General features: G+C 47.5%; 34 protein-coding genes and 1 tRNA gene. 22 read left to right on the forward strand and 13 right to left on the reverse strand.

What is annotated here, in order from left to right:
- From RSC70_RS09325 to rluE, 3 genes are all read right to left on the reverse strand, one after another.
- Window positions 1-621 carry a 4Fe-4S dicluster domain-containing protein gene (locus RSC70_RS09325; protein ID WP_103009846.1) on the reverse strand — a complete coding sequence of 207 codons (621 nt, stop codon included), beginning with the start codon at window positions 619-621 and terminating at the stop codon, window positions 1-3.
- A gap of 414 nt (window positions 622-1035) precedes the next feature.
- A complete protein-coding gene (locus RSC70_RS09330) occupies window positions 1036-1488 on the reverse strand; it encodes an NUDIX hydrolase (RefSeq protein WP_332542279.1) in 453 nt (150 codons plus the stop codon).
- Window positions 1489-1560: 72 nt separating this feature from the next.
- Window positions 1561-2187: a 23S rRNA pseudouridine(2457) synthase RluE gene (rluE, locus tag RSC70_RS09335; protein WP_130971390.1), complete on the reverse strand. Its 627-nt coding sequence runs from the start codon at window positions 2185-2187 to the stop codon at window positions 1561-1563.
- A gap of 242 nt (window positions 2188-2429) precedes the next feature.
- On the opposite strand from rluE, the gene icd reads away from it, so the two are divergent.
- Window positions 2430-3683, forward strand: coding sequence for an NADP-dependent isocitrate dehydrogenase (gene icd / locus RSC70_RS09340; RefSeq protein ID WP_025797012.1), 1254 nt, complete (start codon window positions 2430-2432; stop codon window positions 3681-3683).
- Window positions 3684-3794: 111 nt separating this feature from the next.
- Here the strand turns inward: icd and RSC70_RS09345 are convergent, their stop codons facing one another.
- From RSC70_RS09345 to RSC70_RS09370, 6 genes are all read right to left on the reverse strand, one after another.
- Complete coding sequence (locus RSC70_RS09345) at window positions 3795-4928, reverse strand: phage integrase Arm DNA-binding domain-containing protein (RefSeq protein WP_332542280.1); 1134 nt, start codon at window positions 4926-4928, stop codon at window positions 3795-3797.
- Window positions 4903-5154: an excisionase gene (locus RSC70_RS09350; RefSeq protein ID WP_096387828.1), complete on the reverse strand. Its 252-nt coding sequence runs from the start codon at window positions 5152-5154 to the stop codon at window positions 4903-4905. The genes RSC70_RS09345 and RSC70_RS09350 overlap by 26 nt, the downstream gene beginning before the upstream one ends.
- 71 nt (window positions 5155-5225) lie before the next feature.
- Window positions 5226-5834 carry a 3'-5' exonuclease gene (locus RSC70_RS09355; protein ID WP_332542281.1) on the reverse strand — a complete coding sequence of 203 codons (609 nt, stop codon included), beginning with the start codon at window positions 5832-5834 and terminating at the stop codon, window positions 5226-5228.
- Window positions 5827-6171, reverse strand: coding sequence for a hypothetical protein (locus tag RSC70_RS09360; RefSeq protein WP_332542282.1), 345 nt, complete (start codon window positions 6169-6171; stop codon window positions 5827-5829). The genes RSC70_RS09355 and RSC70_RS09360 overlap by 8 nt, the downstream gene beginning before the upstream one ends.
- A gap of 101 nt (window positions 6172-6272) precedes the next feature.
- Window positions 6273-6353 (reverse strand) — tRNA-Met (locus tag RSC70_RS09365).
- Between the two features lie 229 nt (window positions 6354-6582).
- Window positions 6583-7293, reverse strand: a complete 711-nt coding sequence (locus RSC70_RS09370) for a LexA family protein (RefSeq protein WP_072308764.1) — start codon at window positions 7291-7293, stop codon at window positions 6583-6585.
- 108 nt (window positions 7294-7401) lie between these two features.
- On the opposite strand from RSC70_RS09370, the gene RSC70_RS09375 reads away from it, so the two are divergent.
- From RSC70_RS09375 to RSC70_RS09415, 9 genes are all read left to right on the forward strand, one after another.
- A complete protein-coding gene (locus tag RSC70_RS09375) occupies window positions 7402-7623 on the forward strand; it encodes a Cro/CI family transcriptional regulator (protein ID WP_072308766.1) in 222 nt (73 codons plus the stop codon).
- Between the two features lie 88 nt (window positions 7624-7711).
- Window positions 7712-8200: a YmfL family putative regulatory protein gene (locus RSC70_RS09380; RefSeq protein ID WP_442904276.1), complete on the forward strand. Its 489-nt coding sequence runs from the start codon at window positions 7712-7714 to the stop codon at window positions 8198-8200.
- Window positions 8201-8380: 180 nt separating this feature from the next.
- Window positions 8381-8560 carry a DUF4222 domain-containing protein gene (locus RSC70_RS09385; protein ID WP_072308768.1) on the forward strand — a complete coding sequence of 60 codons (180 nt, stop codon included), beginning with the start codon at window positions 8381-8383 and terminating at the stop codon, window positions 8558-8560.
- Window positions 8557-9513 carry a conserved phage C-terminal domain-containing protein gene (locus RSC70_RS09390; RefSeq protein WP_332542284.1) on the forward strand — a complete coding sequence of 319 codons (957 nt, stop codon included), beginning with the start codon at window positions 8557-8559 and terminating at the stop codon, window positions 9511-9513. Before RSC70_RS09385 ends, RSC70_RS09390 begins: the two co-directional genes overlap by 4 nt.
- A complete protein-coding gene (locus tag RSC70_RS09395; RefSeq protein WP_332542285.1) occupies window positions 9510-9779 on the forward strand; it encodes a PerC family transcriptional regulator in 270 nt (89 codons plus the stop codon). Before RSC70_RS09390 ends, RSC70_RS09395 begins: the two co-directional genes overlap by 4 nt.
- Window positions 9776-10153, forward strand: coding sequence for a RusA family crossover junction endodeoxyribonuclease (locus tag RSC70_RS09400; protein ID WP_332542286.1), 378 nt, complete (start codon window positions 9776-9778; stop codon window positions 10151-10153). Before RSC70_RS09395 ends, RSC70_RS09400 begins: the two co-directional genes overlap by 4 nt.
- Window positions 10144-11139, forward strand: a complete 996-nt coding sequence (locus RSC70_RS09405; RefSeq protein WP_332542287.1) for a DUF968 domain-containing protein — start codon at window positions 10144-10146, stop codon at window positions 11137-11139. Before RSC70_RS09400 ends, RSC70_RS09405 begins: the two co-directional genes overlap by 10 nt.
- A gap of 20 nt (window positions 11140-11159) precedes the next feature.
- Window positions 11160-11822, forward strand: coding sequence for a bacteriophage antitermination protein Q (locus tag RSC70_RS09410; protein WP_332542288.1), 663 nt, complete (start codon window positions 11160-11162; stop codon window positions 11820-11822).
- A gap of 849 nt (window positions 11823-12671) precedes the next feature.
- Window positions 12672-13166 (forward strand): DoxX family protein, encoded by a 495-nt coding sequence (locus RSC70_RS09415; RefSeq protein WP_332542289.1) that lies wholly within the window; start codon window positions 12672-12674, stop codon window positions 13164-13166.
- 186 nt (window positions 13167-13352) lie between these two features.
- On the opposite strand, the gene RSC70_RS09420 is transcribed toward RSC70_RS09415, so the two are convergent.
- Complete coding sequence (locus RSC70_RS09420; protein ID WP_332542290.1) at window positions 13353-13610, reverse strand: DUF1883 domain-containing protein; 258 nt, start codon at window positions 13608-13610, stop codon at window positions 13353-13355.
- A gap of 425 nt (window positions 13611-14035) precedes the next feature.
- Here RSC70_RS09420 and RSC70_RS09425 point away from each other — a divergent pair, with 425 nt between their 5' ends.
- Window positions 14036-14269 carry a hypothetical protein gene (locus tag RSC70_RS09425; protein WP_332542291.1) on the forward strand — a complete coding sequence of 78 codons (234 nt, stop codon included), beginning with the start codon at window positions 14036-14038 and terminating at the stop codon, window positions 14267-14269.
- A gap of 102 nt (window positions 14270-14371) precedes the next feature.
- Here RSC70_RS09425 and RSC70_RS09430 read toward each other — a convergent pair whose 3' ends face one another.
- Both RSC70_RS09430 and RSC70_RS09435 read right to left on the reverse strand, forming a co-directional pair.
- The gene (locus tag RSC70_RS09430; protein WP_332542292.1) at window positions 14372-14530 is read right to left on the reverse strand and encodes a hypothetical protein; all 159 of its coding nucleotides are present in this window, start codon (window positions 14528-14530) and stop codon (window positions 14372-14374) included.
- A gap of 97 nt (window positions 14531-14627) precedes the next feature.
- Window positions 14628-14921: a DUF1883 domain-containing protein gene (locus tag RSC70_RS09435; RefSeq protein ID WP_332542293.1), complete on the reverse strand. Its 294-nt coding sequence runs from the start codon at window positions 14919-14921 to the stop codon at window positions 14628-14630.
- 546 nt (window positions 14922-15467) lie between these two features.
- On the opposite strand from RSC70_RS09435, the gene RSC70_RS09440 reads away from it, so the two are divergent.
- The 3 genes from RSC70_RS09440 to RSC70_RS09450 are packed head-to-tail and all read left to right on the forward strand — an operon-like array spanning window position 15468 to window position 16722.
- Entirely contained in the window at window positions 15468-15728 is a 261-nt protein-coding gene (locus RSC70_RS09440) for a phage holin (protein ID WP_332542294.1), read from the forward strand.
- Window positions 15728-16255, forward strand: a complete 528-nt coding sequence (locus RSC70_RS09445) for a lysozyme (protein ID WP_166493273.1) — start codon at window positions 15728-15730, stop codon at window positions 16253-16255. Before RSC70_RS09440 ends, RSC70_RS09445 begins: the two co-directional genes overlap by 1 nt.
- Complete coding sequence (locus tag RSC70_RS09450) at window positions 16252-16722, forward strand: lysis protein (RefSeq protein ID WP_332542295.1); 471 nt, start codon at window positions 16252-16254, stop codon at window positions 16720-16722. The genes RSC70_RS09445 and RSC70_RS09450 overlap by 4 nt, the downstream gene beginning before the upstream one ends.
- A gap of 671 nt (window positions 16723-17393) precedes the next feature.
- On the opposite strand, the gene RSC70_RS09455 is transcribed toward RSC70_RS09450, so the two are convergent.
- On the reverse strand, window positions 17394-17648 hold the full coding sequence (locus tag RSC70_RS09455; protein WP_332542296.1) for a DUF883 family protein: 255 nt from the start codon (window positions 17646-17648) through the stop codon (window positions 17394-17396).
- A gap of 522 nt (window positions 17649-18170) precedes the next feature.
- On the opposite strand from RSC70_RS09455, the gene RSC70_RS09460 reads away from it, so the two are divergent.
- From RSC70_RS09460 to RSC70_RS09495, 8 genes are all read left to right on the forward strand, one after another.
- Complete coding sequence (locus RSC70_RS09460) at window positions 18171-18608, forward strand: GNAT family N-acetyltransferase (protein WP_332542297.1); 438 nt, start codon at window positions 18171-18173, stop codon at window positions 18606-18608.
- A 201-nt stretch (window positions 18609-18809) separates the two neighbouring features.
- Window positions 18810-19304, forward strand: a complete 495-nt coding sequence (locus RSC70_RS09465; protein WP_130975659.1) for a DUF1441 family protein — start codon at window positions 18810-18812, stop codon at window positions 19302-19304.
- The gene (locus RSC70_RS09470) at window positions 19304-21433 is read left to right on the forward strand and encodes a phage terminase large subunit family protein (protein WP_279203786.1); all 2130 of its coding nucleotides are present in this window, start codon (window positions 19304-19306) and stop codon (window positions 21431-21433) included. Before RSC70_RS09465 ends, RSC70_RS09470 begins: the two co-directional genes overlap by 1 nt.
- The gene (locus RSC70_RS09475) at window positions 21430-21645 is read left to right on the forward strand and encodes a hypothetical protein (RefSeq protein ID WP_332542298.1); all 216 of its coding nucleotides are present in this window, start codon (window positions 21430-21432) and stop codon (window positions 21643-21645) included. Before RSC70_RS09470 ends, RSC70_RS09475 begins: the two co-directional genes overlap by 4 nt.
- Window positions 21646-21653: 8 nt before the next feature.
- The gene (locus tag RSC70_RS09480; RefSeq protein ID WP_332542299.1) at window positions 21654-23192 is read left to right on the forward strand and encodes a phage portal protein; all 1539 of its coding nucleotides are present in this window, start codon (window positions 21654-21656) and stop codon (window positions 23190-23192) included.
- The gene (locus RSC70_RS09485; RefSeq protein WP_332542300.1) at window positions 23122-25188 is read left to right on the forward strand and encodes a ClpP-like prohead protease/major capsid protein fusion protein; all 2067 of its coding nucleotides are present in this window, start codon (window positions 23122-23124) and stop codon (window positions 25186-25188) included. The genes RSC70_RS09480 and RSC70_RS09485 overlap by 71 nt, the downstream gene beginning before the upstream one ends.
- A 77-nt stretch (window positions 25189-25265) precedes the next feature.
- Window positions 25266-25616, forward strand: a complete 351-nt coding sequence (locus RSC70_RS09490; protein WP_279203794.1) for a DUF2190 family protein — start codon at window positions 25266-25268, stop codon at window positions 25614-25616.
- The gene (locus RSC70_RS09495) at window positions 25616-25975 is read left to right on the forward strand and encodes a head-tail joining protein (protein ID WP_279203795.1); all 360 of its coding nucleotides are present in this window, start codon (window positions 25616-25618) and stop codon (window positions 25973-25975) included. The genes RSC70_RS09490 and RSC70_RS09495 overlap by 1 nt, the downstream gene beginning before the upstream one ends.
- Window positions 25976-25990: the final 15 nt, after the last annotated feature.

The raw sequence follows: 25990 nt of genomic DNA on the forward strand, positions 1-25990 counted from the left end.
TTAGAGGTGCTCCTGCGGTGGAATGGCGAGCGCCAGAAGGTCAGACGCTAACTCAGAAGAGGCTTCTAAACGGCGCTGCAACAGTTGCTGTGTAATCAGTTTTTCATCGACCAAGTGCAGCGCATCAGTAGGGCAAACTTGGATACAGGCGGGGCCAGACGGTGAGAAAGCACATAGGTCACATTTGACGGCAATGCTGCGTACTCCTGCATTCCACGCTAGAAAGGGTTCCATCGTCGGCGGGCTGACGGGAACATCGGCAAGTTCAGCCGCGCTGACGTGATATTGAAATTGATTAGGGAGATCGAGAGGATGACTGCCACAAGGCGTAATCGCGCCGAAGGGGCAGACCAGACCACATAGTTTGCAGCCGATGCACAGGCTTTCGTTTAACTCAATGGCGTCTGCGCCTTGGCTGATGGCGTTAACCGGACATACCCGTTTACACGGTGCGTCTTCACACTGTCGGCACAGGATGGGCGCCGTTTGGTCGCCGGTACGTGTCATCGCAAGGCGGGGATGCTGCTGCAACCCCTGTTCCTTGTGCGCCTGGGCGCAGGCCGCCAGACAAGTATTACAGCCAATGCATCGCAAAGGTTCTGCAATCACAAAGCGATTCATGTTTGGTCCTCTGGTTCAGATGACAACGGTGACTAGCATGCTCAATGCATGAGCACGATCTGTGCCAAAGAGAGACCTAAAAAATTTCTCTAATGAAAAGAATAAGTAACGTTTTTAGTGAGAGTTAACTAAGGTGATTTGAGCGGAGTTCGTCATTTTTATGAGTTAAAAAAACGTCAATTGTGACGAATAAGAATATCAAAGGTAAAAAGTGTGATCGCACGCACGTCATGCTGAGAGGATAAGAAAACCCCGCCGATGCGTAACGCCGTTCGTTTAAGAGGTCGAGATACACGGGGCTAGCACACCGCGGGGCGCTCCGGCAGCTAAAGCTGCTACGACCCCATCGGTGTACTTCCCCTAAAATCACGCTTAAGTGAACGGTGTTACGACGATGCGGGGTTTATCGCTTAATTAGCTTCTTTTTAGCTCACCAAAGGTGGCGAGAATTTCCAGCGGATATCGCTCAGGGCGTTGATAGCGCAGGATACTTTCACGTACCAGTGGCGATCGCAGGCGGTCACTGTGGATAATTTTATCGGCGGTGAGCCACAGACAACGATCGATGTCGTCATCGTGCGGCTGCGTTTCTGGCTGTTCAGGTAAATCAATCGAGAAGGTAAAACGTAAGAAGGGGGTATTGTCTGGCGCAACCCACTGATACATCTGCAAGAGGTGCTGAGGTTGGGCGTGTATGCCTGTCTCTTCCCATAGCTCACGCACCGCCGCTTCTAGCAGGGTTTCGTCGGCCTCCAAATGACCCGCAGGCTGATTCCACGTTGGTTTACCGTGTACGGTTTCTTCTACGATCAAAAAGCGATCCTGAGATTGCACGACGCAGGCAACGGTCACATGAGGTTTTAGCATCAGATTTCCTTCTTCTATTAGTTAGCTATTCATGACTGATTAACCATTTCGCTATTCAGCCATGCTTTCTGGCTATGGATATTGGATTTCTTGCCAAGCGCCGAGGGCGAGATCTTGCAACGTAATATCTCCCATGCTGTAGCGGATCAGGCGCAGGGTGGGAAAACCAATATGCGCTGTCATTCGGCGCACCTGCCGGTTACGGCCTTCATAAAGCGTCACTTTCATCCATGTGGTAGGGATGGATTTACGTTCACGAATCGGCGGATTACGCGGCCAGAGCCATTCTGGTTCCGCAACGATTTCAATCCCAGCTGGGAGTGTCATACCATCTTTTAGCTCAAGGCCACGGCGGAATTGCGCCAGAGCGGTTTCGTCTGGCGCACCTTCAACCTGAACATAGTAGACCTTGCCTGTTTTTTGCCCAGGCTGAGTTAGCTGAGCCTGAAGTTTGCCGTCGTTGGTCAACACCAGCAGGCCTTCACTGTCTCGATCGAGACGGCCGGCGGCGTAAACATCAGTCAACGGGATGAAATCTTTTAATGTAGAGCGTCCTGCTTCATCGGTGAACTGAGGCAAAACGTCGAAAGGTTTGTTGAATATGACCACTTTTCGTGGCCCACGCGGGCGCTTTACAGCCGCAGCAGGGCGCGAGCTGAATCGGTTAACGTTGTGATTTTTAACAGGGAATTTTGACATAGTGATTATGATAGCAGATGGTCACAACATTATAACTGAAATCGTATTCCGATTGGCGACGGACAATATTTCAAGTAATATTGACAGGTATCTTACATTGCATTAACAAAAGGCTGCGTTTTTAAAAATTCATGCCTTAGCGAAATCAAGCAGTTACTGTACAAAAAACGAATGACCCAGGTTAATGGGTAGTAATATTTATAAACGGTATTTTATAAGTACGTGCGCTGAAGGAGAGGTTAATGGAAAGCAAAGTTGTTGTTCCGGCTGAAGGTAAGAAAATTACGGTTGATGCTCAGGGGAAACTGGTTGTTCCGCATAACCCGGTGATTCCGTTCATTGAAGGTGACGGTATCGGTGTTGACGTGACTCCTGCGATGATCAAAGTCGTTGATGCAGCCGTTAACAAAGCCTACAAAGGCGAACGCAAAATTTCTTGGATGGAAATCTACACCGGCGAGAAATCAACTCAGGTCTACGGCAAAGACGTATGGCTGCCTGAAGAGACGCTGGACCTTATTCGTGACTATCGCGTGGCTATCAAAGGCCCACTGACCACTCCGGTTGGCGGCGGTATTCGTTCTCTTAACGTTGCATTGCGCCAGCAGCTCGATCTCTACGTTTGCCTGCGCCCAGTCCGTTACTATCAGGGCACGCCTAGCCCGGTGAAACAGCCAGAGCTGACCGATATGGTGATCTTCCGTGAAAACTCAGAAGACATCTATGCCGGTATCGAATGGAAAGCAGACAGCGCTGAAGCTGACAAAGTGATCAAATTCCTGCGTGATGAAATGGGCGTGAAGAAAATTCGTTTCCCTGAACATTGCGGTATCGGTATCAAGCCTTGCTCGGAAGAGGGCACTAAGCGTTTGGTTCGCGCGGCGATTGAGTATGCGATCACCAACGACCGTGACTCTCTGACGCTGGTTCACAAAGGCAACATCATGAAGTTCACCGAAGGCGCATTCAAAGACTGGGGATACCAGTTGGCGCGTGAAGAATTCGGCGGCGAGCTGATTGACGGTGGCCCATGGGTTAAAATCAAGAACCCTAAAACCGGCAAAGACATCATCGTTAAAGATGTGATTGCGGATGCGTTCCTGCAACAGATCCTGCTGCGTCCTGCTGAATATGACGTTATCGCCTGTATGAACCTGAACGGTGACTACATTTCTGATGCGTTGGCCGCACAGGTGGGTGGTATCGGTATTGCACCGGGCGCTAACATCGGTGATGAATGCGCACTGTTCGAAGCTACCCACGGCACTGCACCTAAGTATGCCGGTCAGGATAAAGTGAACCCTGGTTCTATTATCTTGTCCGCTGAAATGATGTTACGTCACATGGAATGGTTCGAAGCGGCTGATTTAATTGTTAAAGGCATGGAAGGCGCGATCGCTGCCAAGACCGTGACCTATGACTTCGAACGTCAGTTAGAAGGCGCTAAACTGCTGAAATGTTCAGAGTTTGGTGACGCGATTATTAAGCACATGTAATAGCGTAAATGTAAACGGGGCTGTTAGAGCCCCGTTATTTTTTGTTAACGAGAAATCTTCCCCAAAACTCCACCAAAATTCTTCCCCAAAACCCTCCTGTGATTAGCTCTTTTATATAGCAACAACCATCCAATCTTTCCCCCGATCGTCGTTGTACTTATCTGTCATTTTTTTAGATTTATGCCCAAGTAGTTTTTGCGTATCGACTCCTTGCTCTCGATACAGTCGTTCCGATAACGATCTTTGTTCGTGAAAGGTTGGTGCTGTCTTTTCTTCCCAACTGATACCGCAATTGTTGCGTGATTTCTTAAAAGTCGTTGTCAGCGAACTTACAGATACATTTCCGCCGCGTGTGGCTTGAGATGTTGAATGCCTAAAATGAACCAAATACTTACTGACAACGGCATCGCGGCATATCGCAATTACATCTCTAAGGCTCATATCAATCGCGTTGCATCTGAGGCTCAGTGGGATCGCCAATCTCATGCCTGTCTTTTCTTGGGTTACATGCAACATGTCATCCCAAATATCCGAAAACTTCATCGCGCATATATCTCCGATCCTTTGGCCGGTGACTAATGCTAATAGCATCCCGCTCTTGAGATAGGCTGGGTGGTGATCTGCTTGTGTGAAAATCGCCTGCCACTCCACAAGAGATAATCTCTGTCGTGAGATTTTGTTGTGGGGCTGTCGGGTTGCCTGTGCAGGGTTGTAGCCTGGAGGCACGTGCCCAGCGTGCTGGGCCTCTTTGAATATATCAATCAGAACCATTCGAACGACCTGAGCCATACGGCTGTGTCCATCGGCCTTTACTGGATCGACAATCTCTGAGATATCGAGAGTAGTAATGCTTTTTAAATACTGCATACCACAGTGTTCACGGAACAGACGGACGGGTTTTATTTTCTGCTTGTAAGTATTGGGTCTTAATTCCTCGTATTTAATTCGTTCTTCCTGAATGGTTATATATTTATCAAGCCACTCAGAAACAGTAATGGATTCTCTCGAGCCTTTTAACTGCGCAATTTTGTCATTAATGGACAGGATTTGCCTTGTACGCTGCTCAGCAATAATTACGTTTGCTTCACTAGCGACCTGTTTGGCCTCATCTTCATCGCACCCTAAGCTGTGAAATTTACCGGTGATAGGATGCTTATATTGCCAGTAGACCTTTCCATTACGCTTATCTAATTTCCTATACAGATTCGGTATAGTGATCTTATGCGAGCGTGGACGAGCAGCCATCTGAAATAATCCTTTTTAGCATTGGATTTGCCGTCTTTGAGAGTACAGGAGTTACCAGCATGCCAACATATCGAGCATTGCGGTCAACCATCCACTCTCGACCAATTTTCTGAGCAGGTGGGACGATCATCTGCCCCTTGGCATATTTTTTTAAGATTCTTTCGCTAGGGGCGAGGTCGCCAAATTCCTCTTTTGCCCACTCCAGCAATGGAAGCATTCGCGCCATAGTCATTCCTCGATAGCCAGCCCAATAGCACAGTATGAGCTGGCGGGTAGTTTGGGTACTAATAATCAGTTTTAATGGGATGCCATGTTGCCAGAGTAGGCTATGACCATTTGCTCAGCATCATTCATTGCATCATGCAGTGCATGATGCTTAATAATCTGAAAACATGGCTGGTGGTCCACGATGTAACCTTTTTGGCTGCCAGTTAGCGCATCGATATACGTGCGGACGTCTCGCTTGCCGTTGTATTTCCAAGGGCAGGTCAAACCGCATTGGCGATAAGCATGTTCCAAAATGGAGCCATCAAAATCAGTACCACGAAAATATATCCGGGCATCATTATGCTGAGCGATCCAGCTGGATAAGTTCAGCAGCTGCGTGCTTAATGAATGGCGCTCACCGGCTAAAGCTTCATGAGCATCTTCCCCCTGAGTTTTCAACCAGAACTGAGTATCTTTGCCAACAGAACGGCCAGACATGAGCTGGTTGAACGTATCCACAAGTGCGTAAAAGGTATATGGGGAATACTCGGCTACATCTAGACCTCGGCTAACTTCAAGAATTGAACTGCGTGTCTTCTCGATGTTTGAGATATCAAAAGCGAAGGCCCCAATAGAAAGGATTAAAGCAGAAGGGCGTACATCCATAGTTTCAATGTCGATCACGATTGAGTTAGTCATTTTTCTTCCCCTGTGCTGGGAGTTCAAGGTTTGAAATGATCTCTATAACCGAACTTAGCCTCATGGCCATTGCTGCAGCCTTATGTGTTGGCGTAGGAAGCTCTTTCAAAATCCAGCTAAGGATTCTGTTTAGTAGTTCTATCTGTTGGCTCAAATCTACAAGCTCAGGCTTTCTTACTGCATCCTTGGCTTGCAGACGCACCTCATACAACACGTCATACCGAGTAGTGACTTCACGCAATATTGCTGCGGCCTCCGGGTATTGCCCACTCACTAGCTTGGTGCCTGCATGCGCCTGCTTAACGAGTGTCTTTGCTGATAATTCGCTTAACTTCACGATTATTCCTCCACATTTTTTAGGTATGAGTATCTCCGGTGCGAATTAATTAAAATTCACACAAACAGATAGGTTCTCTAATAATTCTCCACATAAATGAGCAGTGGTGGCTGGACTTGAACCAGCGCGTATCCGCTACGCTATGAACGCTTGCGACGCTCTACCAACTGAGCTACACCACCCACTCTGCTTGAGACCCCTCACAAGCCAAAACAAGTGTAACGAGTATCTCTGGGATGAAATAATAGTACCTCAGGTATTATTTAAATCAATACTAACGGTATTTTAATTTAATATTTGGATATTATTTTATTGAAAGTTAAGTGATTTTATTTTTTTGCGGGGTGAAGTGCTGAGGATAAGACAGAGAGCCCAACAGTTTAGAGAGCTCTTTAGAGGGTAGATGCAGGACTAAACTAATCTCAGTTTGGTTTCGATTGCGACTCCGATAATTTTACAGTTGCCATTGATTGGAACGAGAGGCCATGCAGGGTTTAGACCTTTGAGATATTTAGCTCCACCATCGATGATCAATTTTTTAAATGTGGCTTCATTCGCATCCGTTAGTTTTGCAATGACTAAGCTGCCATTCACAGGATCTCTGCCCGTATCTATAAGCACTAAAGTACCTTCAGGAATACTGATGCCACTAGGGGCTGTCATTGAATCGCCTTGCACACGCAGCCAAAAACCAGAGCCAAAAACAGTAGCATCTGATTCGAACCATTCATCAATATCATCAAGAGTATAGGGCTCGCAAGCGTCAGCCCATGCGCCAGCACTTACCCAGCTAATGACTGGATAGAGATTGCCGCGAGCATAAGGAATTGGATTTTTAACATTGGCATCAAGTGATGACGCCATTTGCTGTGCTTCCTTTGCAAGAGTAGGGCTAAAGTCTGAAATGCTGATGTTTAGCATCTTGGCAAATACAGCTGCGGCTTTTGTATTAAGCGCATTCCTACCATTTAGATAATGACCAACCGCACCTTGACTCGCATTCAGCTCGTCGGCGATAGATTGCTGGGTTAGTCCCAGTGTTTTCTTTTTAGCCTCATAAATCGCTTTTAGTCGCTTGGCGTCTTCAAGCTGATCTGGCGTCAATGTCTTTTGGTTTTTCATTCTTTGATTTTAATACCTTTAGTCATAAAAATGCGAATACCTCAGGTATTGATTTAAATAATACTTTGGGTATTATTATTGAGCTTTCATCTAATCAGGAGGTGTTCAGTGAGAGTCGTTTCACTAGCTGATTATGTCAAGGAGAAGGGGCAGGTTACCGCGGCCGCAACGCTTGGTGTACATCAAACAGCTATCAGTAAGGCGATCAGAACAAAGCGCAATGTAAACGTTATTCAACAGTTAGACGGAACAGTCCGAGCTGAAGAGATCAAGCCATTTCCAAATCACAAACCAACAAGCGAGGAGATGTCCTGTAGCCATAAATCATAAGTAACCAGACCAAAAGTAAAACCACAAAAAAAGGACCAATGCTGTGGACAACAAGAACTTTCCAGCCCCGGCTGATATGACAGCAGCAATGCACAAGCTGATCACTTCTACACCGGGTGAGTATGAAGCGATGGCGCAACAGCTTTCGCACGACGGTACCCATAACGCGCTGAGTAACCGCGTTCGCCAGATCGGTGGGCAAATGGTGCCGTTCGGCATGGCTATTCAGTTGGAGGCCTTTTCCGGTCGCACGGATATTACCGAAGCTATGTGTAAGCGTGCTGGTGGTGTGTTCGTGAAACTGCCTGATGTGGATCGGGTCGGGAATGAAGAACTGCTGCACAAGTTTAACGATCTGCTTGCGGCGCTGGGTGATTTTAGCCGAGCTCATAACGAGTTCACTCACGATGGTGTTCTTGACCGAGAGGAAAGCAGACGCCTACGAGCAAAGGGATACAGAGCACAGTCTTTGATTGCAGAGATCTGGGTGATTTCAGAAATGTTGTGGGGAGAGGGTGACGCCAAGAGTATGCAGCTCTTGGCGTCGGGTGCGAAACATTCTTGTGTGGAGAAATAATCGCGTGAGCAATTTAACAGTAAATACTCAGGTGCCGCAACTGCGTTGCTTACCAGCCACAAATGTCCGGCCACCATCGCCATTGCGGTATGAACGAAGAATAGCAAACCGCTGGGTGCCATGTAACCACAGAAGGGCGGTGGCCATTGTGGGTTTTATAGCAAGAAAGCGGAGGACGTCATGACACACGGGATTGCTTCTCTTGATCGCTTCTATCGCGACAGGAAAGGGACTGTTGTCCACGTTATTCGTTACGACCGGATTAACCAGAAAGTGATTTATCGCCGTCAGGGCTATGACTTTGAGTGTGCATCACCGCTCATTCTCTTTCGCTCTCGTTTTGAAAGGATCGACGTATGAGCAACAAGTTATCAGGTTACGTCTGGGACGGTTGCGCAGCTGCGGGGTTAAAACTCTCCGAGGTGGCGATCATGGCTCGTCTGGCAGATTTCAGCAGTGACGAGGGTAAAAGCTGGCCCTCAGTGACTACCATTGCTCGTCAGATTGGCGCGGGTGAAAGCACCGTACGCACAGCGCTGGGGAAACTTGAGCGAGAAGGGTGGATTAGTCGCCAACAACGCCGAGCAGGTAACCGGAACGCTAGCAATATTTACCAGCTCAATGTTGAGAAACTTCGCCTAGCTGCTCATGCGTCAGAATCTGACCCGTCAAAATCTGACGCCTCAAAATTTGACGGGTCAAAATCCGACGCGTCGAAATCCAGCAAAAAGGGTGGTTTTCACCCGTCAGAATCTGGGGGCGATCCATCAGTAACATCAAAACCTGAACCATCAAGTAATAAAACCTTTTGTCAGCCTCCGGCCGACCCTGAGGTGGAAATTACCGATCGGGCCATTCAGGTACTCAAACATCTGAACCAAGTAACAGCATCTCGGTACCAGAATTGCAAATCGTCACTCGAGAATATCCGAGGCCGACTGCGCGAAGGTTTCACCACTGACGAGCTGGTGTTGGTTGTCGATTTCAGCGTCGAGCGTTGGGGAAGCAATCTGGATATGGCGCCGAACCTGAATCCAACCACGCTGTTCCGTCCGGGCAAATTCCCGACCTACCTGAGTTCTGCAACCAACTGGTCCAAGGCTAGCCGTCCACCTCGAGCCCAATGGTCAACAGCAAATCAAGCCAAGCCGAAAGGCTACGTTGATATGGACTTTTCGAAGCAGGATTACTCATCGATCCCTACCGGTTTTAGAAACGGTTATTCAAGCGAACAGTCTCGAGAACAAGCAGCACCGGTGGACAGAAGCGATTTACCAAAATGGCTCGTAGAGCGTACGGGAGGTGCAGTGTGAAAAAACAAACCATGCCAGTAATTCGCCGCCACCGTCCGGCACTCGTTCAACTCCATCAGGAAAGAGCCCAACGCTGTGAAGCGGCAAAACAGTGGCGCCGCGCTGAATACGAATGGTCCCGAGTCATTGAGAACTGCGGTACCGAAGAAGATATGGAACACGCCGTAGCGAGCAGAACGGCATGTGCTCGGATGTGCCAGCCATTAGGCTCTACAGATCCACGTATGGACTATGAATCTGTTGTTCGTTCGGAGGTGTTGATGTGAAGTTGATCCTACCATTTCCACCGAGCGTAAATGGTTACTGGCGCGCCCCGAACAAGGGCGCTTCAATCGGTAAGCATCTAGTGAGCGAACGTGGGCGTAAATATCAGGCTGAAACATACGCGATGGTCATCGAGCAACTACGCCGTAAGCCGAAGGCGATTACTGAGAACGTTTCTGTTTCCGTTGTGCTGTCCCCACCAACGAAGGCGCGCCGCGATCTGGATAACTATTTCAAGGCTCTGTTTGATGCGCTAACAAAAGCAAATGTATGGGCTGACGATAGCCAGATTAAAAAACTAAATGCTGAGTGGGGGCCTGTTGTTAAAGGTGGTCGTGTTGAGCTGGCGATCGATGAGGTGACAGCATGCGCATGATCCTCACTGCATTCCCGCAAACTGACGCTGGCGTAGTTTTGCTTAAGCCGGGCCAGTTGACGCACAAGTTCCGCAAAGACCAGCGCCTCATGATCACTGATGCGCCTAAAGAGTTTGATAAGTTGCCAGCGGGTGAAGTCCCTGCCGAAAATCAGATATTAGCCGCAGATCCGCGCCTAACTGCTTTTTGGGCGAATAATCGCGTTTATCGAGCAGCTGGTGGGCTGGATAGTTTGCTCACATGGCTGGATAGGAAGGATGAATGCCAGTGGCATGCGGATTGGCACCATAAAGAGCTAGTCACAACGCCGTACGAGGGCGGTGCGGTTCGGCTGTGTTGGAGTTGTGACAATCGTACACATACGCATTTTACTGAAGCCATGATGTCGATTGCTATGCAGAACAGGATTGAATGCTTACTTGAGGCCATTCGCATCAAACTGGATTTGAGTGAAGGGCGAGAGATTTCATTTGCTGAGGTGTGCTGGTGGGCGACGCTTAACGGCGTAGCTGACCTTCTTCCTGCGTACGCTATTACTGGGATGGAACTCCCCACCATCGGAGGCACAACGAAAGAGGCGGATATTAACCCGTGGGAGCCAGATCCATTCTCTATTGTTGCCGAGCTGGTGGAGCAGGTAAAACCCATTATCAAGCTTGCGGGTGATGAGGCACCACCAGCGAGCTTTATGTTGAAACCTAAACTGGCACGCTGGGAGTGTGAGAAGTACACGCGGTGGGTAAAAACGCAAAAGTGCTGCGGTTGCAGTAAACCAGCTGACGATCCGCATCATGTGATTAATCACGGCTTGGGCGGGATGGGAACTAAAGCCCACGACTTGTTTGTGTTGCCGTTATGCAGACGGTGCCACGACAAGTTGCACAAGGACGTTGCGGCGTGGGAGCAGAAACACGGGGATCAGCGATTCCTATTGATTGAATTTTTAAATTGTGCGCTGGGTGTTGGCGCAATTTTCAAAGCGTAACGTGTGGGGAGCGCTGAGTAATGAATTTACAGCATTTAGAGTATGTAAGAAGCTGCGTTTCGCTGGCACTTGCAAACATTGTCGGAGCAACAAAAGGCCAGCTTGATGCGTTTCAGGGAGCGGCATTGGTAAACACGTCACGTTATCCACGTAAGCCAGTGCGCGAAGTTAGCGGGCAGGTTCGCATTGCTGATCCGGTTAAGTGTGCAGAAACTCGAGGTGGTAAGGATGTAAGGCCACCAATTGAAGAAATTGTGTTCTGTCTTAGTTCGTGGCGCCGGGCAATATCTACACTTGATGGCCACCAGCTTGGATGGATTCGGTATTGCTATGCGCATGACCTGAACTATGACTATCAAGTCCTGATCACTAAGCATGTATGGGAAGAGTTCAAAAAGACGGTAGCAGGCAAGCGGATCACAAAGAAAGTGATGGCACGGCTTGCACAACTGGTGTGGCTGGCAGTACAGCAGCATGCATGCAAGTGTAGCGGCATTCAGGAGAAAGAGTACACGGCGACACAATTGGCTGATTTCATGGGGGTGAGCAAGTCCACATGGTGTGAATGCTATGGCCAGCACTGGGGGGCTCTATTGCTCATGATTATGGATCTGGATTGCGCCAGCTTGGATCAAGTTTCAAAGGCGAGAGATACATCACGTTTGTGTAATTTGGCGTCATGATACTTGCAAAACCGAACAAAATGAGCGATATTTAACGTTATTTTGGTATGTTGCCAAAATTACATATAAACCCGCATTAGGCGGGTTTATATGTAATTGAAGGGTGATGAGCTGATATACCATCGAGGTTAATCTGAGGTACTGAGACTTGCTAAAAAGCGTGTTGGAAAATTTTTAAATATTTTTATTGAATTTTGGTTCTAGAAGTTGCTTCAACTAGCAAAAATGATAAACAGCTATATTTGATGTGTTTTTTATAATTTCGTATTGAAATTGTTTACTTTGTTAAGTGTATTTTCCTGCTTATGGTTTATCTACGCCCATTGTGCAATGAAAAACGTTGCTGTATTTATATTTCTTATCTGTATGTTCTCTCTTGGCATAATGATGACAATTCATATGTTCCATGAATTTGAACATTTATCCTATTTTTTCAATGGAATAGAACATCATGAATATATGTTCAAAAGTTTTGAGCTACATAGACTAAAAAAATACATAAAATTTTTCAGTTTATTCAAATAATTGTGACAACAAGAATAAGGTAAAGGTTACTAAGGCTTTACCAGATGGAGGATTTATGTTCTTAAGGAAACTTGGGTGCTTACTTGGGTGGCATTCATGGGCAGAACTGCCGTACAGAAAAACTGATTGGTGGCTTTGCTCTGACAATAATACAACTAAGGCTTATAGAATTGTGTTTAAGGAGTGTGAGATATGCCAGCAAACTAAGCATATCCATACAGACATTCCTGTCTATCACGAATAGTGTATTTGCGAGTTAAGGATAGAACCTCACATCTTAAATTTACAACAATCTAACTTAATATCGATTTTAAAGGATTTTACATGGTCTCATGGTGTCTGAAGCTTTTACGCTCTCAAGGTGATAGTACGTTTCTACCACTAACTCTTATGCGTATTGCATTTGGCTTGTTCTTCTTTTCCTCAGGTTTTAACAAGGTTTTTGTTTTAGAAAACCAGAGGGTTATGCTTGAAACGATTATTGAAACCGGCATACCTTTTCCAGCTTTCATGTCTGTTTTCGTAGCCAGTTGCGAAACAATTTTTGGTTTACTGTTAGCATTTGGTTTACTAACTCGTATCAGTGGTGTGATTTTATTAGTTATTAATATCGTTGCTCTGCTTACTGTCGGACTTAATCACATACCAAATGGTATAAATTTTTTGACATGGTATAGCTGGCTTCTTTACTTACCCGAGTCTAGTTACATTTTAATGTGTGTGATGATAATTGTTCAGGGATGTGGCCCATTCGGTCTTGATAGGTTAATAGCAAAATTGATTATAGACCGCCATAATGCTGGTTCTATTAGGGAATAAGTTGACCATATTCTAGTGGTTATGAGATCTCACATTAGTATTTGAGAATTTATATAATCAATATTTACTACGTTTAAAAGGCTATGCATTCGCATAGCCTTCTTTATTTGGTTTAGCATCAGCAAGCATCATTTAATCAGTTCATTTTAGCTGAGGATGATTGAGTCTGGATGCAAATTTGAGTATTTACTGCACGGTTAGATTGAAAGTCATTGCTAAATCAGTGTGGTTTTGTGCGGGTTCTATAACGACATTCCAAATACCCGCCATAGGGATATCAATATCTGTAGGAAAGTTGCAAAAGTACCCGCCATAGTAACTTGCGCCCTCACCATCATTGTAAGAGCGAAAGTTTTTATCATCCATTAACAAAACCATGGCTGACTGTGAGCAGGTTACACATAGGTGCGAGTGCTGCTTTAAAAACAGTTTTCTGTGTGGCATAGGAAGTGCTCATAGAAGAGAAAAGGCCCTTGCCTCCGAATTCAGACAAGGGTGCCAAAAAGCTAAACTGGGAACTATTAAATATATAAGCGACACTGGAGAACCAATGGAGTGGCGAATCGGAGTATGGCTATACAGCCTGCATTTGGCAATAAAAACCAACTAAAAACAAACTTTATTTTAACAATTATTAAGCTTATCTAATGTATTTAGGCTTGTGATGTGATGTTTTATTTAGATGTCAACGTCATTTATCATTCTGATTAAGTCAAAATTGGACATCAATAACCCTACCGCGCTGGTGGATGGGGGCAATGCGGATATGCTTGAATTTGGAAAGTGGTCATCTGTGAATTCAATTTTCAGTACAACTAACATGAGTTCGTCTACTCTGTATGTGGGTAAACTACTTACAGAGAAATACGATGGAACTACTGCTTAACGAAGCTGTATATGATTTGTGGGTTAGAGCTACATGTTTTGCCGACGATGACCTGATTGATGAGACTGACATCGTTGATTATGTTTTTGATAATCGACCGAAAAAGTATCCCTGTGTTGCCTATTTGGGACCAGTACAGAGACCTACGGAATCATTCAACATTCAGTTCATCTACGGTGAACAGATCACAGAATGGGCGAAGCATTTTTCTCTGTAATATCTTAGTTAACGAAAAATGCCTGCTAACGGATGGTTTTACCATTACTTGGGAAATAAATGATCGTTTGGAAGTAACGTATATTGATTGAATAGAATCTACTTATAAGTTACGTTTATACAAGCCGTGGATCCCGGCTAGTTTGTGAGAGAAGTGGACGGGAAGATTTTCCACGGCATTCAGCACATCAGTCAGCGAAGAAGGGTAAACCGGAGCGTTTGATGTGCTGAACAACTGCATGAGTACTGAGTTGGTATTCATCTAGGAATCAACGTGGGGTGGCTACCCAGTGCTCATGACAGTTGTGGTTGATGGTGAACTCCTACATTGATAACTGCCTGTAATTAGACTTCCCTTACTATTTTGGCATGTCTTGTTGCTCTAATAATTCATGATTAGGCAAAATAGTTATGCTCACTGAAGGCTCAGTGTCTCCATGACTATGAGTATCAATCACGATATTCCAAATCCCATCGTATGGAACTTCGACAATGGCCGGGAAATTGGTAAAAAAACCACCATGATAGTCAGCCCAGCTATCTCTACAAAACTTGTCGAAATACTTTTCATTAATCAAAAGTATTTTTGCAGGCTCTGAGCAAACCACTTTTACATAGCTGTTGGCAATAAGAAACAATCGACTATTTTTCATTCGATGGAACTCCACACGTAATAAAAAAGAAACCTCTCACCCCCGTAATTTCAGATGAGAGGGGCCATAGGCCAACACCAGGGAAAAGCGATGCTAATGTATAATCAAACGCAGTTAGTAATTGATACCCTAGGATGAATCGCAACTTATTGATTTAGATCTATTTATTTTATGGTGAGTATTTGTTTTTCTTATTGCATCATAATTAACTCTAATGCTTTACGTTAAGTAATTGAAAATGATCTTTTTTTCAAAGGTATTGCTTTTGTCTTATATTTATCAGGATGAGATGATTCTTGGTTCATATATATTAGTAATTAGAAATTAAGTCACTGCGTTTTTTAAAAGTTAAACCTTTTTTAATAGAATATGGTCCTAATATCGTAATCATCTTTTAAAGGTCCCCTCTGGGGGGGCTTTTTTATTTCTAGCGTCCAGCCAACAACCATCCACACATTAAACACTTTCTAGCTGAGAGTGGTTTTACGGCTGGGCGCTATTCACTAAATAACCCTGCCTCGCTGGTGGAGGTGAAGGATGAAAAGAATGTACACACGTGCTGCCGATAACACCTTGCTCGCCGGTGGGCTTTCGTCATGGCTATTCAGCCTGATTAATTACTTCTCACCTAATGAGTGGATGATTGTCGGCATCATTGTTGGCATTTTTTGCACTCTGGCTGGCCTTATTTCGGGGATTTATTTCCGCTGTCGTCGTGAGCGCTTATTACGTGAATGGATTCAAAACCGTCAGGTGATAGCTGCTGCGCCGGTGAATGAAGAGCTGGAAATGCTGGAGCGTGATTGATGGGGACTAAAACAAAACTTAGCGCTGCAGTTCTGGCATTAGTTCTCGGTGGAGCCACAGCAGATAAAATCCTCGACCAGTTTCTCGATGAGAAAGAGGGCGTTCGAACTATTGCGTATCAGGATGGACGTGACATTTGGACGATATGCCGTGGTTTGACGCATATTGAAGGGAGACCAGTCACTCGAGGGCTGAAACTTTCATACAGCCAGTGCAAGCGCTACGACGCTGTAGAGCGTGATAAAGCCATCGCATGGGTTAAGCGAAATGTGACTGTGCCACTTTCCGAGCCAGCCATCGCGGGTATCGCTTCTTTTTGCCCTTACAACATTGGCCCAGCCAAATGCTTTCCCTCAACGTTCTATAAGAAGTTGAATGCTGGTGATCGCATTGGTGCTTGCGCTGAGATAAAGCGCTGGATATTCGACGGCGGTAGAGATTGTCGGATTAAAGAAAATAATTGCGCGGGGCAGCCGGTGCGGAGAGGGCAAGAGTCGGAGCTTACCTGTTGGGATATAGACCAATGAATATAAATTTCAGTTGGCGAATGATGGCAATAGGATTGTTGCTGGTGGCGTTGGTCGTCTCTGGGAGAATAGCTGACCATTACCGCGATAAATACCATCAGGTGGATAAAGACCGCATTGCTGCTGAAGAGTTAGCCCGTGAACGCCAATCCACCATTAATGATATGGCTCACCGTCAGCAGCTTAATGCGGCTTTGGACGCGAAGTATATGCAGGAGTTACTAAATGCTAAGTCACAAGTTAAAACTCTTCGTGTTGACCTTAACACTGGTGCTAAGCGGCTGCGCATCGCGGCCAGTTGTCCAAAACTGCCCAAAACCACCGCCGCCACCGGCAAGCCTGATGCAACCGTCCCCCGACTTGATGACTCCGTTGAACGGGATTATCTCAGTCTCATCGAACGGATCAGACAATCCGAAACAATGATTAATGGGTTGCAAGATTACGTTAGAACTCAGTGCAATTAAAACAGACACTGGTGATTAATGGTACACGAAAAGAGCTTATAATTAATGCGTTATCACATCGCAAGCCGGACTATGCATGCACTGCAATTTTTCTCTAACCTCAAACCTCTTATACATAGATTTAAGCGTGTGCTTGTTTTCTTTGGGAATACTCATATCACAGTTAGAAACTGAGAAAACAAGTAACACTGAAGCAGCAGTAAGAAAAGTAGTGTTCAACTTTCGTGTCCTTGTTTTAATATTTATGCAAATGATAGCATTTCTAAATATTTATTAAACAGATTGCATATAATTATTTTTTAGCCTCAGTACTTGCTAAGTTTATTCTACATCTGAATTGCATTGTGCATTCCAGAACCACATAGAAGTGTATTCTTAGTAAATTGTTAGCATGAGTATTATTTCAATTGCTGGCAATTGTAATAAGGGATAAGTGACAGCTTTGGCGTTCATCACTTTGGAGGTAATTAAAATTTTCTATAGATATAGATATAGATATAGATATAGATATTAATTAACAGAGATCGACTGCGCATGAGTGCACAGCTATCAGGCTTACCTAATTTTAAGACACGGAGAATGAAGCGAAAGCATGAATGGTATGAATACGATTAACTCAATCTTCGTTTTCAAAGATTTAGAGCAAGAGCCCCTAAATTAGGGGCCAGAGATTACTTTCTACCAAGTAAGTAGCCTAGAATTAGACCAATACCAGCTGAAATAGCTACCGAAGCAAGAGGGTTTGTTTCTACTCGCTGTTTCGCTGTATCCACCACGTCAGATGCAGCACCTAAACCTTTACCGTAAATTTGTCGAGCCTGCCCCTCTAATCTATGTTCATGCGAATTGGTAGCTTCACCATAGGACTCTTCTACATGACCGGCCGCTTCATTTGCTACACCTTTAGCTTTCTCAAACAAACCCATAAATTGCCTCCTTATAAAATAAAAACGACTTATTCAGCATAGAAGAGAATGTTGAATCCTGCAGGGCTAAGGCTATAGCAATATCAAATAATTTTTAACCATTTGATTTTATTTAATTATATTGTTGTGGCTATTTATGTCCATTACCCTAAAAGAGGCTTGTTGATTTAAATTTTTGTTAGTAGTGTGGTTGCTAAATCAGGTTACAACGTTGCATCTATTTCTAAAAAATAGTGAATCAAATATTCAATCATAAAATGAAAAAATAAACTATTTATCAAATGATAACGTTAAAAGCTTTATGTGGTTCCGTTTCCGAATTCGGAGTGTAAATGGAAATGTCATCATCAAATGTGAGCAGCGCTAAGTGAAATGGGGGGGCTCAGTCACGTTAGAGTCATTTATCATATCGTTCAGCCCTTTTACATATACCTCGCTACATGTTTAACAAATTACATGTAATTGTTAATGTATTGTAATATATTCTGTTCTTGCAGTATATCCTGTAATGATTGGAAATGGGTGGGTTTTGAATTGGTTGCACTAAAGATTTTATCCTATAAAAGTGAAGTTTTAGAGATAAATGAAGCGCTTAGGAAAGAGCCTGAAAGCTGTAACATAGCGCCATTCATCGTCCATAAGAGACTGATAGGAAGCAGTGAATTTATTAGCTTCATTTGTAGAGATAGTAAACATCTGCTTGGTTATGTTATTTGCTGCGGCATTGATACCGACAATGGAACGATGTTAGAAATCTCCAAACTTTATATTTTTAATAAATTTCGAGGTGAGGGGTATGGATCGGAGGTGGTCTCTCAGATCATATCTTTGGCTATGGAAATGAATATCGCTAGTATTTTTGCTGAGCCACTTGATGATGCAGCGAAAGCTTTTTGGTCTAAAACAAGGCTTTTTTACTCATATGAAATTAATCGATTTGAGCTTAATTTATCATTTTAAAAGATTCAGTAATTGATAACCGCCTACGGGCGGCTTTTTATGGGTCCTTTCTAGCATCTAAATACACCGAGGGGGCGCTGACACGCGGGAAACGGCTAGTTTTTCGCATTTTATTGGCATCATCATCATCCGTTTATCTTTCTGTTTTCTTTGAAATTTCATTTTCAAAGATGTCGAATCGCTTATTTAGTGTTCACCATCATGGATAAAGAGCTCGAATCTGTCCGCCTGAATATTAATCAGCTTGCGGCAATCACTGGCATGCATCGACAAACGGTCGCCAGTCGGTTGAAAAATGTGGAACCGGCACCCGGCAGTAACGCAAAACTCAAGCTCTATACGTTGACGGCGATCCTCACTGAGCTGGTGCAAACCGGCGAAACGGTCGAGGTCGATAAAATGTTGCCTCCCGATCGTAAAGCGTGGTTTCAGTCCGAACGTGAGCGCCTCAAGTTTCAGCAAGAAACCCATGAACTCATCCCCGCTGAAGAGGTGACGCGTGAATTTTCAGCGATGGCAAAAGCGATGGTGCAGGTGCTCGAAACACTCCCCGACATTCTTGAACGTGACTGCGCTTTGTCGCCGGTCGCGGTCGAGCGTGTCCAATGCATTATTGATGACCTACGGGATCAGATTGCGCAAAAGGTCATAGAGGCAGATACGCCAAGTGAGGAGGACATGCCCGAGGAGGATTAATGGTTTCACAGGCATCCGCTGCTAGCACTCGCCGCAATATGGCGGGAATTATTCAGGCCCCGAGGCGCATGCCGGTAGCTAGTGCCGTGGAACAATATATGCGCGTCCCTAAAGGCGCGGGTAACTCGGTGAAGTGGGACCCGTCGGTTGCGCCGTATGTGTTGGAGCCGATGAACTGTTTAGCATCACGCGAATATGATGCGGTGGTGTTTGTGGGGCCTGCCCGTACCGGTAAGACTATTGGCCTTATCGATGGCTGGGTGGTGTACAACATTATCTGTGATCCCTCGGATATGTTGATCGTGCAAATGACCGAGGAGAAAGCACGCGAGCATTCGAAAAAGCGTCTTTCCCGTACGTTTCGCATGAGCCCTGATGTGGCTGAACGATTAAGTCCGCGTCGTAATGACAACAACGTTCACGATATGACGTTTTTGGCTGGCAACTATTTAAAGATAGGCTGGCCGTCCATCAACATCATGTCATCGTCAGACTATAAGTGTGTTGCGCTGACCGATTATGACCGCTTCCCTGAGGATATAGATGGGGAGGGGGATGCCTTCACGCTGGCTTCAAAACGTACCACGACGTTTATGTCGTCGGGCATGACGCTGGTGGAGAGCTCACCGGGGCGCGATATTCGCAACACCAAATGGCGCAGAACCTCACCCCATGAGGCGCCGCCGACAACCGGCATACTTTCTCTTTATAACCGCGGTGATCGTCGTCGGTGGTACTGGCCCTGTCCACATTGCGGCGAGTATTTCCAGCCGTCGATGGAATCCATGACCGGCTACCGTGATGAAGCCGATCCGGTAAAAGCCAGTGAAGCGGCGCATGTTGAATGTCCCCATTGCCATCAAGCGATTGCTGCACACCAAAAGCGTGAGCTTAACCAGTGCGGGATTTGGCTGCGCGAAGGTCAGAGCATAGATCGTGATGGTGTGATTACCGGTGAAGCTCGGCGCTCGCGCATCGCTTCTTTCTGGATGGAAGGTCCCGCTGCTGCTTATCAGACGTGGGCGCAGCTGGTGTACAAACTCCTGACCGCTGAGATGGAGTTCGAGGCCACCGGCAGCGAAGAAACTTTGAAGGCCGTTATCAATACCGACTGGGGATTGCCTTACTTACCGCGTGCCGCCAGTGAACAACGCCGAAGCGATGAGTTAATGGCGCGAATAGAGGATTACGGTAAACGGCGAGTACCGCCAAAAGTACGTTTTCTCATGGCGGCCGTTGACGTTCAGGGTGGTAAAAATCGCCGCTTTGTCGTGCAGGTCGTCGGCTATGGGGAGAACGGCGAACGGTGGACGATAGACCGTTACAACATCAAACAGTCCATGCGCTGTGATGAAAACGGCGAATCGTTGCAGGTGCATCCCGGCGCGTTTCCCGAGGATTGGGATTTGCTGCTCACCGATGTTTTGCAAAAAACCTATGCACTGGCTGACGGCTCTGGCAAGCGTATGCCCGTGTTGGCGATGGCTGTAGACAGCGGCGGTGAAGACGGTGTAACCGATAATGCCTATAAATTCTGGCGCAGGTGTCGTCAAGACGGCGTGCATAAACGGGTGTATTTGGTGAAAGGGGACAGTACCCGTCGCCAAAAATCCGTGACCAAAACTTACCCTAACAATACCGAGCGAAGCGATCGCCGTGCAGATGCACGCGGTGACGTGCCGGTCTATCTGCTGCAAACCGATATTTTCAAAGATCAGTTGAGTAACGCGATGGCGCGTGATGTGCCGGGCGCGGGGTTTATCCATTTCCCCAACTGGCTGGGTGAGTGGTTCTTTGACGAGCTGACCTATGAAGAGCGTGGGGCCGATGGCAAATGGCGCAAGCCGGGTAAGGGGAATAACGAAGCGATGGACCTGTTTTGTTATATCCATGCCATTGCGTTTCTGCGCGGGTATGAACGCATTTCATGGGATAAGCCGCCAGCGTGGGCCGAGTCTCAAGAGATTAACCCGAATATTTTTAATGAAGACACGGCGCGGGAGGCTGTTGTAGTGACGACGAATAAAAAGAAATCCAAGCCACAGGACAAATCACCGGCAGCGCCGAGCTCGCTCTCGGGGTCAAGTTGGCTCAATGGTGGTGGCTCTGGTGGTGGGGGCTGGCTATGACGCGCGACGAAATTAGAACCATGCTCGACAAGGTGCGACAAGCCTATGCCGATTCACTCGATGGCAAAGCCGTTTCGTTTACTGGCGTGAATGGACGCGCAGTCACCAACCATGATCCTGTTGCGATGCGTAACGAGCTCGAATATTGGGAGAAGCGCTATCGCGTCGCCCGTGGGCGTGGCAATGGCCCCAAATTGGCAAACTTTCTTTAGGAGTCGCCATGAACTGGATAGAAAAGGGCATCGCCGCACTATCACCCGGGTGGGCGGCAGAACGCTCGAAAAGCCGCAACCTGATGAATGCCTATGAAGCGGCAAACCCTTCTCGTCTGCATAAGGCGAAGCGCTCGGGCGTATCAGCCGATAATGCCGTTTTTGCCGCTGGCGTGTCATTACGTGAGCAGGCGCGCTGGTTAGATGAAAACCATGACATTGTGATCGGCATTCTCGACAAGCTTGAGGAACGGGTGATCGGTGCGCGTGGGATTCAGGTGGAGCCGCAACCGCTGACGCACGACGGCAAGCTGCATGAAGAATTTGCCTCTGAGCTGTCTCGATTATGGTCTGAATGGTCTATCCGCCCTGATGTGACGGGCATGTTTACCCGCGCAGAAATGGAGCGTTTATTACTGCGTTCGGCATTGCGTGACGGTGAAGTCTTTAGCCAATTGGTTCGCGGTCCCGTTCCCGGCTTGAAACATGCGACGCAGGTGCAACTGTCGATTGAAATGCTCGAGGCCGACTATGTGCCGATGTCGCTTAACAGTGTGGAGGGTACGCAGGTTCGCCAAGGGGTAGAGATTAATACGTGGGGGCGTCCCGTTGCCTACAACGTGTATAAGTTTCACCCCGGCAACACGTTGCGTATGGCAACCCAGACCAAGCGGGTACCGGCGGAGAACATGCTTCATCTTGCGATGCGCAAGCGTCTGCATCAGATCCGTGGTGTGAGTCTGCTCCACGGTGTTATTACGCGTCTAAGCGATATCAAAGATTATGAAGAGTCCGAGCGTGTTGCGGCGCGTATTGCGGCGGCGCTGGGGTTCTATATTAAGCGAGGGGATGCGACGACCTATCAACAGGATGATTTCGAAGATCCTGAAAACAAGTATCAGATGTTTGATATTGCGCCGGGCATGATTTTTGACGGACTTAAACCCGGTGAAGATTTGGGTATGGTGGAGTCCAATCGCCCGAACGTTCATCTGTATGAATTCCGCAACAGCCAGCTGCGCGCAGTGGCCGGTGGTACGCGTGGCAGCTACTCGAGCATTTCACGTGATTATAACGGTAGCTATTCCAGTCAGCGTCAAGAGCTGGTGGAAGGGTTCGAAGGTTATAACGTGCTGCAAAACTGGTTTGTTGGGCAGCACAGTCGCCCGATATACCGCGCATGGATCGACATGCTCAAGCTATCCGGCATCAAAATTCCCCACGATGTTGACCCCTCATCACTTTATAACGCGCTCTATCTGGGGCCGGTAATGCCGTGGATTGACCCGGTGAAAGAGGCGCAGGCGTGGAAAGGTATTGTGCGCGGTGGCGCGGGAACTGAATCCGAATGGATACGTGCTCGCGGTCAATCGCCGCAAGAAATCAGGCGTCAGCGTCTACGTGAAATTGAATATAACCGCGAGCGGGGGCTGGTCTTTGACTCGGACGCCGCGAACGATTCAGGAGCCCAAACGAATGAACCTACCGATCCCGATGGGGACACTACTCAAACCACAGGCAAGCAACCCAACCAGCAGCGGAAATGAATGCTGGTACCAGATCAAGGCCGCGGCTAAAGCGACTGACCCCGTCGTGATTTATCTCTACGACATGATTGGTTATTGGGGGATCACCGCGCAGGCGTTTCTCAACGATTGCCGTGATGCGGGCGTGTTCGAAGCCTCAGCGATTGAGCTGCATATTCATAGTCCCGGCGGCGATGTGATGGACGGCTTTGCCATCTTTAACTCGTTCTCGCGGCTCACCGGCAAAATCGATATTTACGTCGATGGTGTTGCGGCGTCAATGGCGTCCGTCATTGTTTGCTTACCCGGTGCGACCGTTCACATGCCTGAAAACGCATGGATCATGATCCATAAGCCGTGGGGCGGCGTGATGGGTGATTCTGACGAAATTCGAGAATACGCCGAGTGGCTCGATCGTAATGAGTCACTCCTCTTATCCGCCTATGAACGTAAGACCGGCATGAGCCGAGATGAGATTGCCGCCATGCTCAAAGAGGAAACGTGGCTCGATGGTGCGATGGCAATAGAAAAAGGCTTTGCGGATGTTCTCGAAGCTTCCCTCGACGCTGCGGCGTCAATCAATACGAATAAAATGAAGGAGTTCCATAATATGCCTCAGCAAGTTACAGCTTTGATCACGCCGCGTGCCACTACATCGAATCCGGCGCCACAGTCACAGCCAGCGCCGTCTGCGGCACCAGTGATTGATGCACCTACGAGTTCAACCGTAGATATTAATGCGTTAGCTCATGCGATTGGTCAGCAAATGGCAACAGCGAATGCGGCGCGAGTGACCGCCGTAAATGCGGTGTTTGATGCGTTTCCTGCGTTTGCAGCACTAAAAGCAGAATGTGTTGGCGACCAAACCTGCAGCGCAGATGCAGCGCGTAATAAACTGTTGTCTGCGTTGGCTTCCGGTACCACGCCGTTGGCGGGGCAGAATGCACACATCTATGCAGGCAACGGTAATCTGATCGGGGATTCGGTTCGCGCTTCTATTATGGCGCGTGCCGGTTACGGTGAAGCGCAGGCCGATAACGCCTACGCCGGTTTTACCCTGCGTGAGTTGGCGCGTGCATCCCTTGGCGATCGTGGTATTGGTCTAGCAGGGGTGGCACCGATGGCGATGGTGGGTATGGCCTTCACGCATACCAGCTCTGACTTTGGCAATATCTTGATGGATGTGGCCCATAAAGCGGCGCTGCTGGGCTGGGATGAAGCCGAAGAAACCTTTGACCGTTGGACCCGCAAAGGCACCTTGACCGACTTTAAAGTGTCTAACCGTGTGGGGCTCAACTCGCTGGCGGCATTGCGTAAAGTGCGTGACGGTGCCGAATACAAATACATTACCGTCGGGGATAAAGGCGAACAAATTGCGCTGGCGACCTACGGTGATCTGTTCTCACTGACGCGTCAAACCATCATTAACGATGATATGGATATGCTGACCCGCATTCCTGCGGCGATGGGTAGCGCAGCACGCGCCACCGTGGGGGATTTGGTGTATGCGGTGCTCACGTCTAACGGCAAGCTCAGTGATGGTAAACCTCTGTTTAGTGCTGACCATAACAACTTAGTTAGCGCGGCAATGGATATCGATGGACTCGATACGGCACGTAAAGCGATGCGTCTGCAAAAATCCGGTGAGCGTGCGCTCAACATTCGCCCCGCCTATGTGCTGACGCCGGTAGCTTTGGAGTCTCGCGCTAATCAGTTGATTAAATCGGCGAGCGTGCCAGGGGCTGATGCTAACAGCGGTATCAATAACCCAATCCAGAACTTTGCCGAAGTGATTGCCGAACCACGTTTAGATCTTAAGAACGAAAAAGAGTTCTATCTGACGGCAGCGCAGGGGCGCGACACCATCGAGGTGGCGTATCTGGATGGCGTTGATGCGCCATACATTGAACAGCAGAACGGCTTCACCATTGATGGCGCGGCCTTTAAGGTGCGCATCGATGCGGGGGTCGCCGCGCTCGATCATCGTGGGCTGGTCAAGTCTACCGGCAGCAAATAAACCGTCTTAGTCAGGCGGTTTTTTTATCTCTACGGGTGGCTGAGGTCGCCCGTTTTCATGAGTACGGGAGTAAGACAATGGCGAAGAATTATTATCAAGACGGCACCACGATGGATTGGACAAACGGCACAGGCAAGGCGGTGCTATCAGGTCAGGCGGTGATTGTAGGCAGTGTGGTGGGGGTGGCTTTAGGAAATATCCCCGTGGATGGGGAAGGCGTATTGAAAATGACCGGCGTCTTTGTGTTGCCGAAAGTGGCAGACGAAACGTGGCCACGCGGTGCGGCGCTGTATATGACGCCGGAGGGCTTGCTGACGGCTAAGGCTGATGATGGCGCCAATCCTGCGGTGGCGCATGCGCGTGCGGGAACGGCATGGATCACCAACAACGCTGGGGATGAGGAGTCCCGCGTGCGGCTGGGCTTCTAATGAGCCGATTTACTGAGCGGCTACAGCGTGCCGACAAGGTGGTGGATCGTACCTTTGCGGAAGATGTGCCTGTGGTATTGATGGTGGGGGCGGAACGTCGCCCCATTACCGCCATCTTTGAAAAGCCTGATGCTTCTGTGGAAGTTCATGGCGGCGGTGAAATCCGCGATGTTGCTCCTGCTCTCAGTGCGTATACGGCGGATATTCAGGGATTGGCCAAGCGTCATGCGGTCACGGTCGGTACCGAACATTACTGGGTGACGCATATCGGTGCCGATGAAATGGGGCGTACACGTATCACCTTAGCGGTCGGGGAACCGGGCAAGCCGGTGGAAGATATCACACAGTGGAGTCGATGAGATGGCAAGAGACAG

This window comes from Hafnia sp. (assembly GCF_036648275.1).
Lineage (GTDB): Bacteria > Pseudomonadota > Gammaproteobacteria > Enterobacterales > Enterobacteriaceae > Hafnia > Hafnia alvei.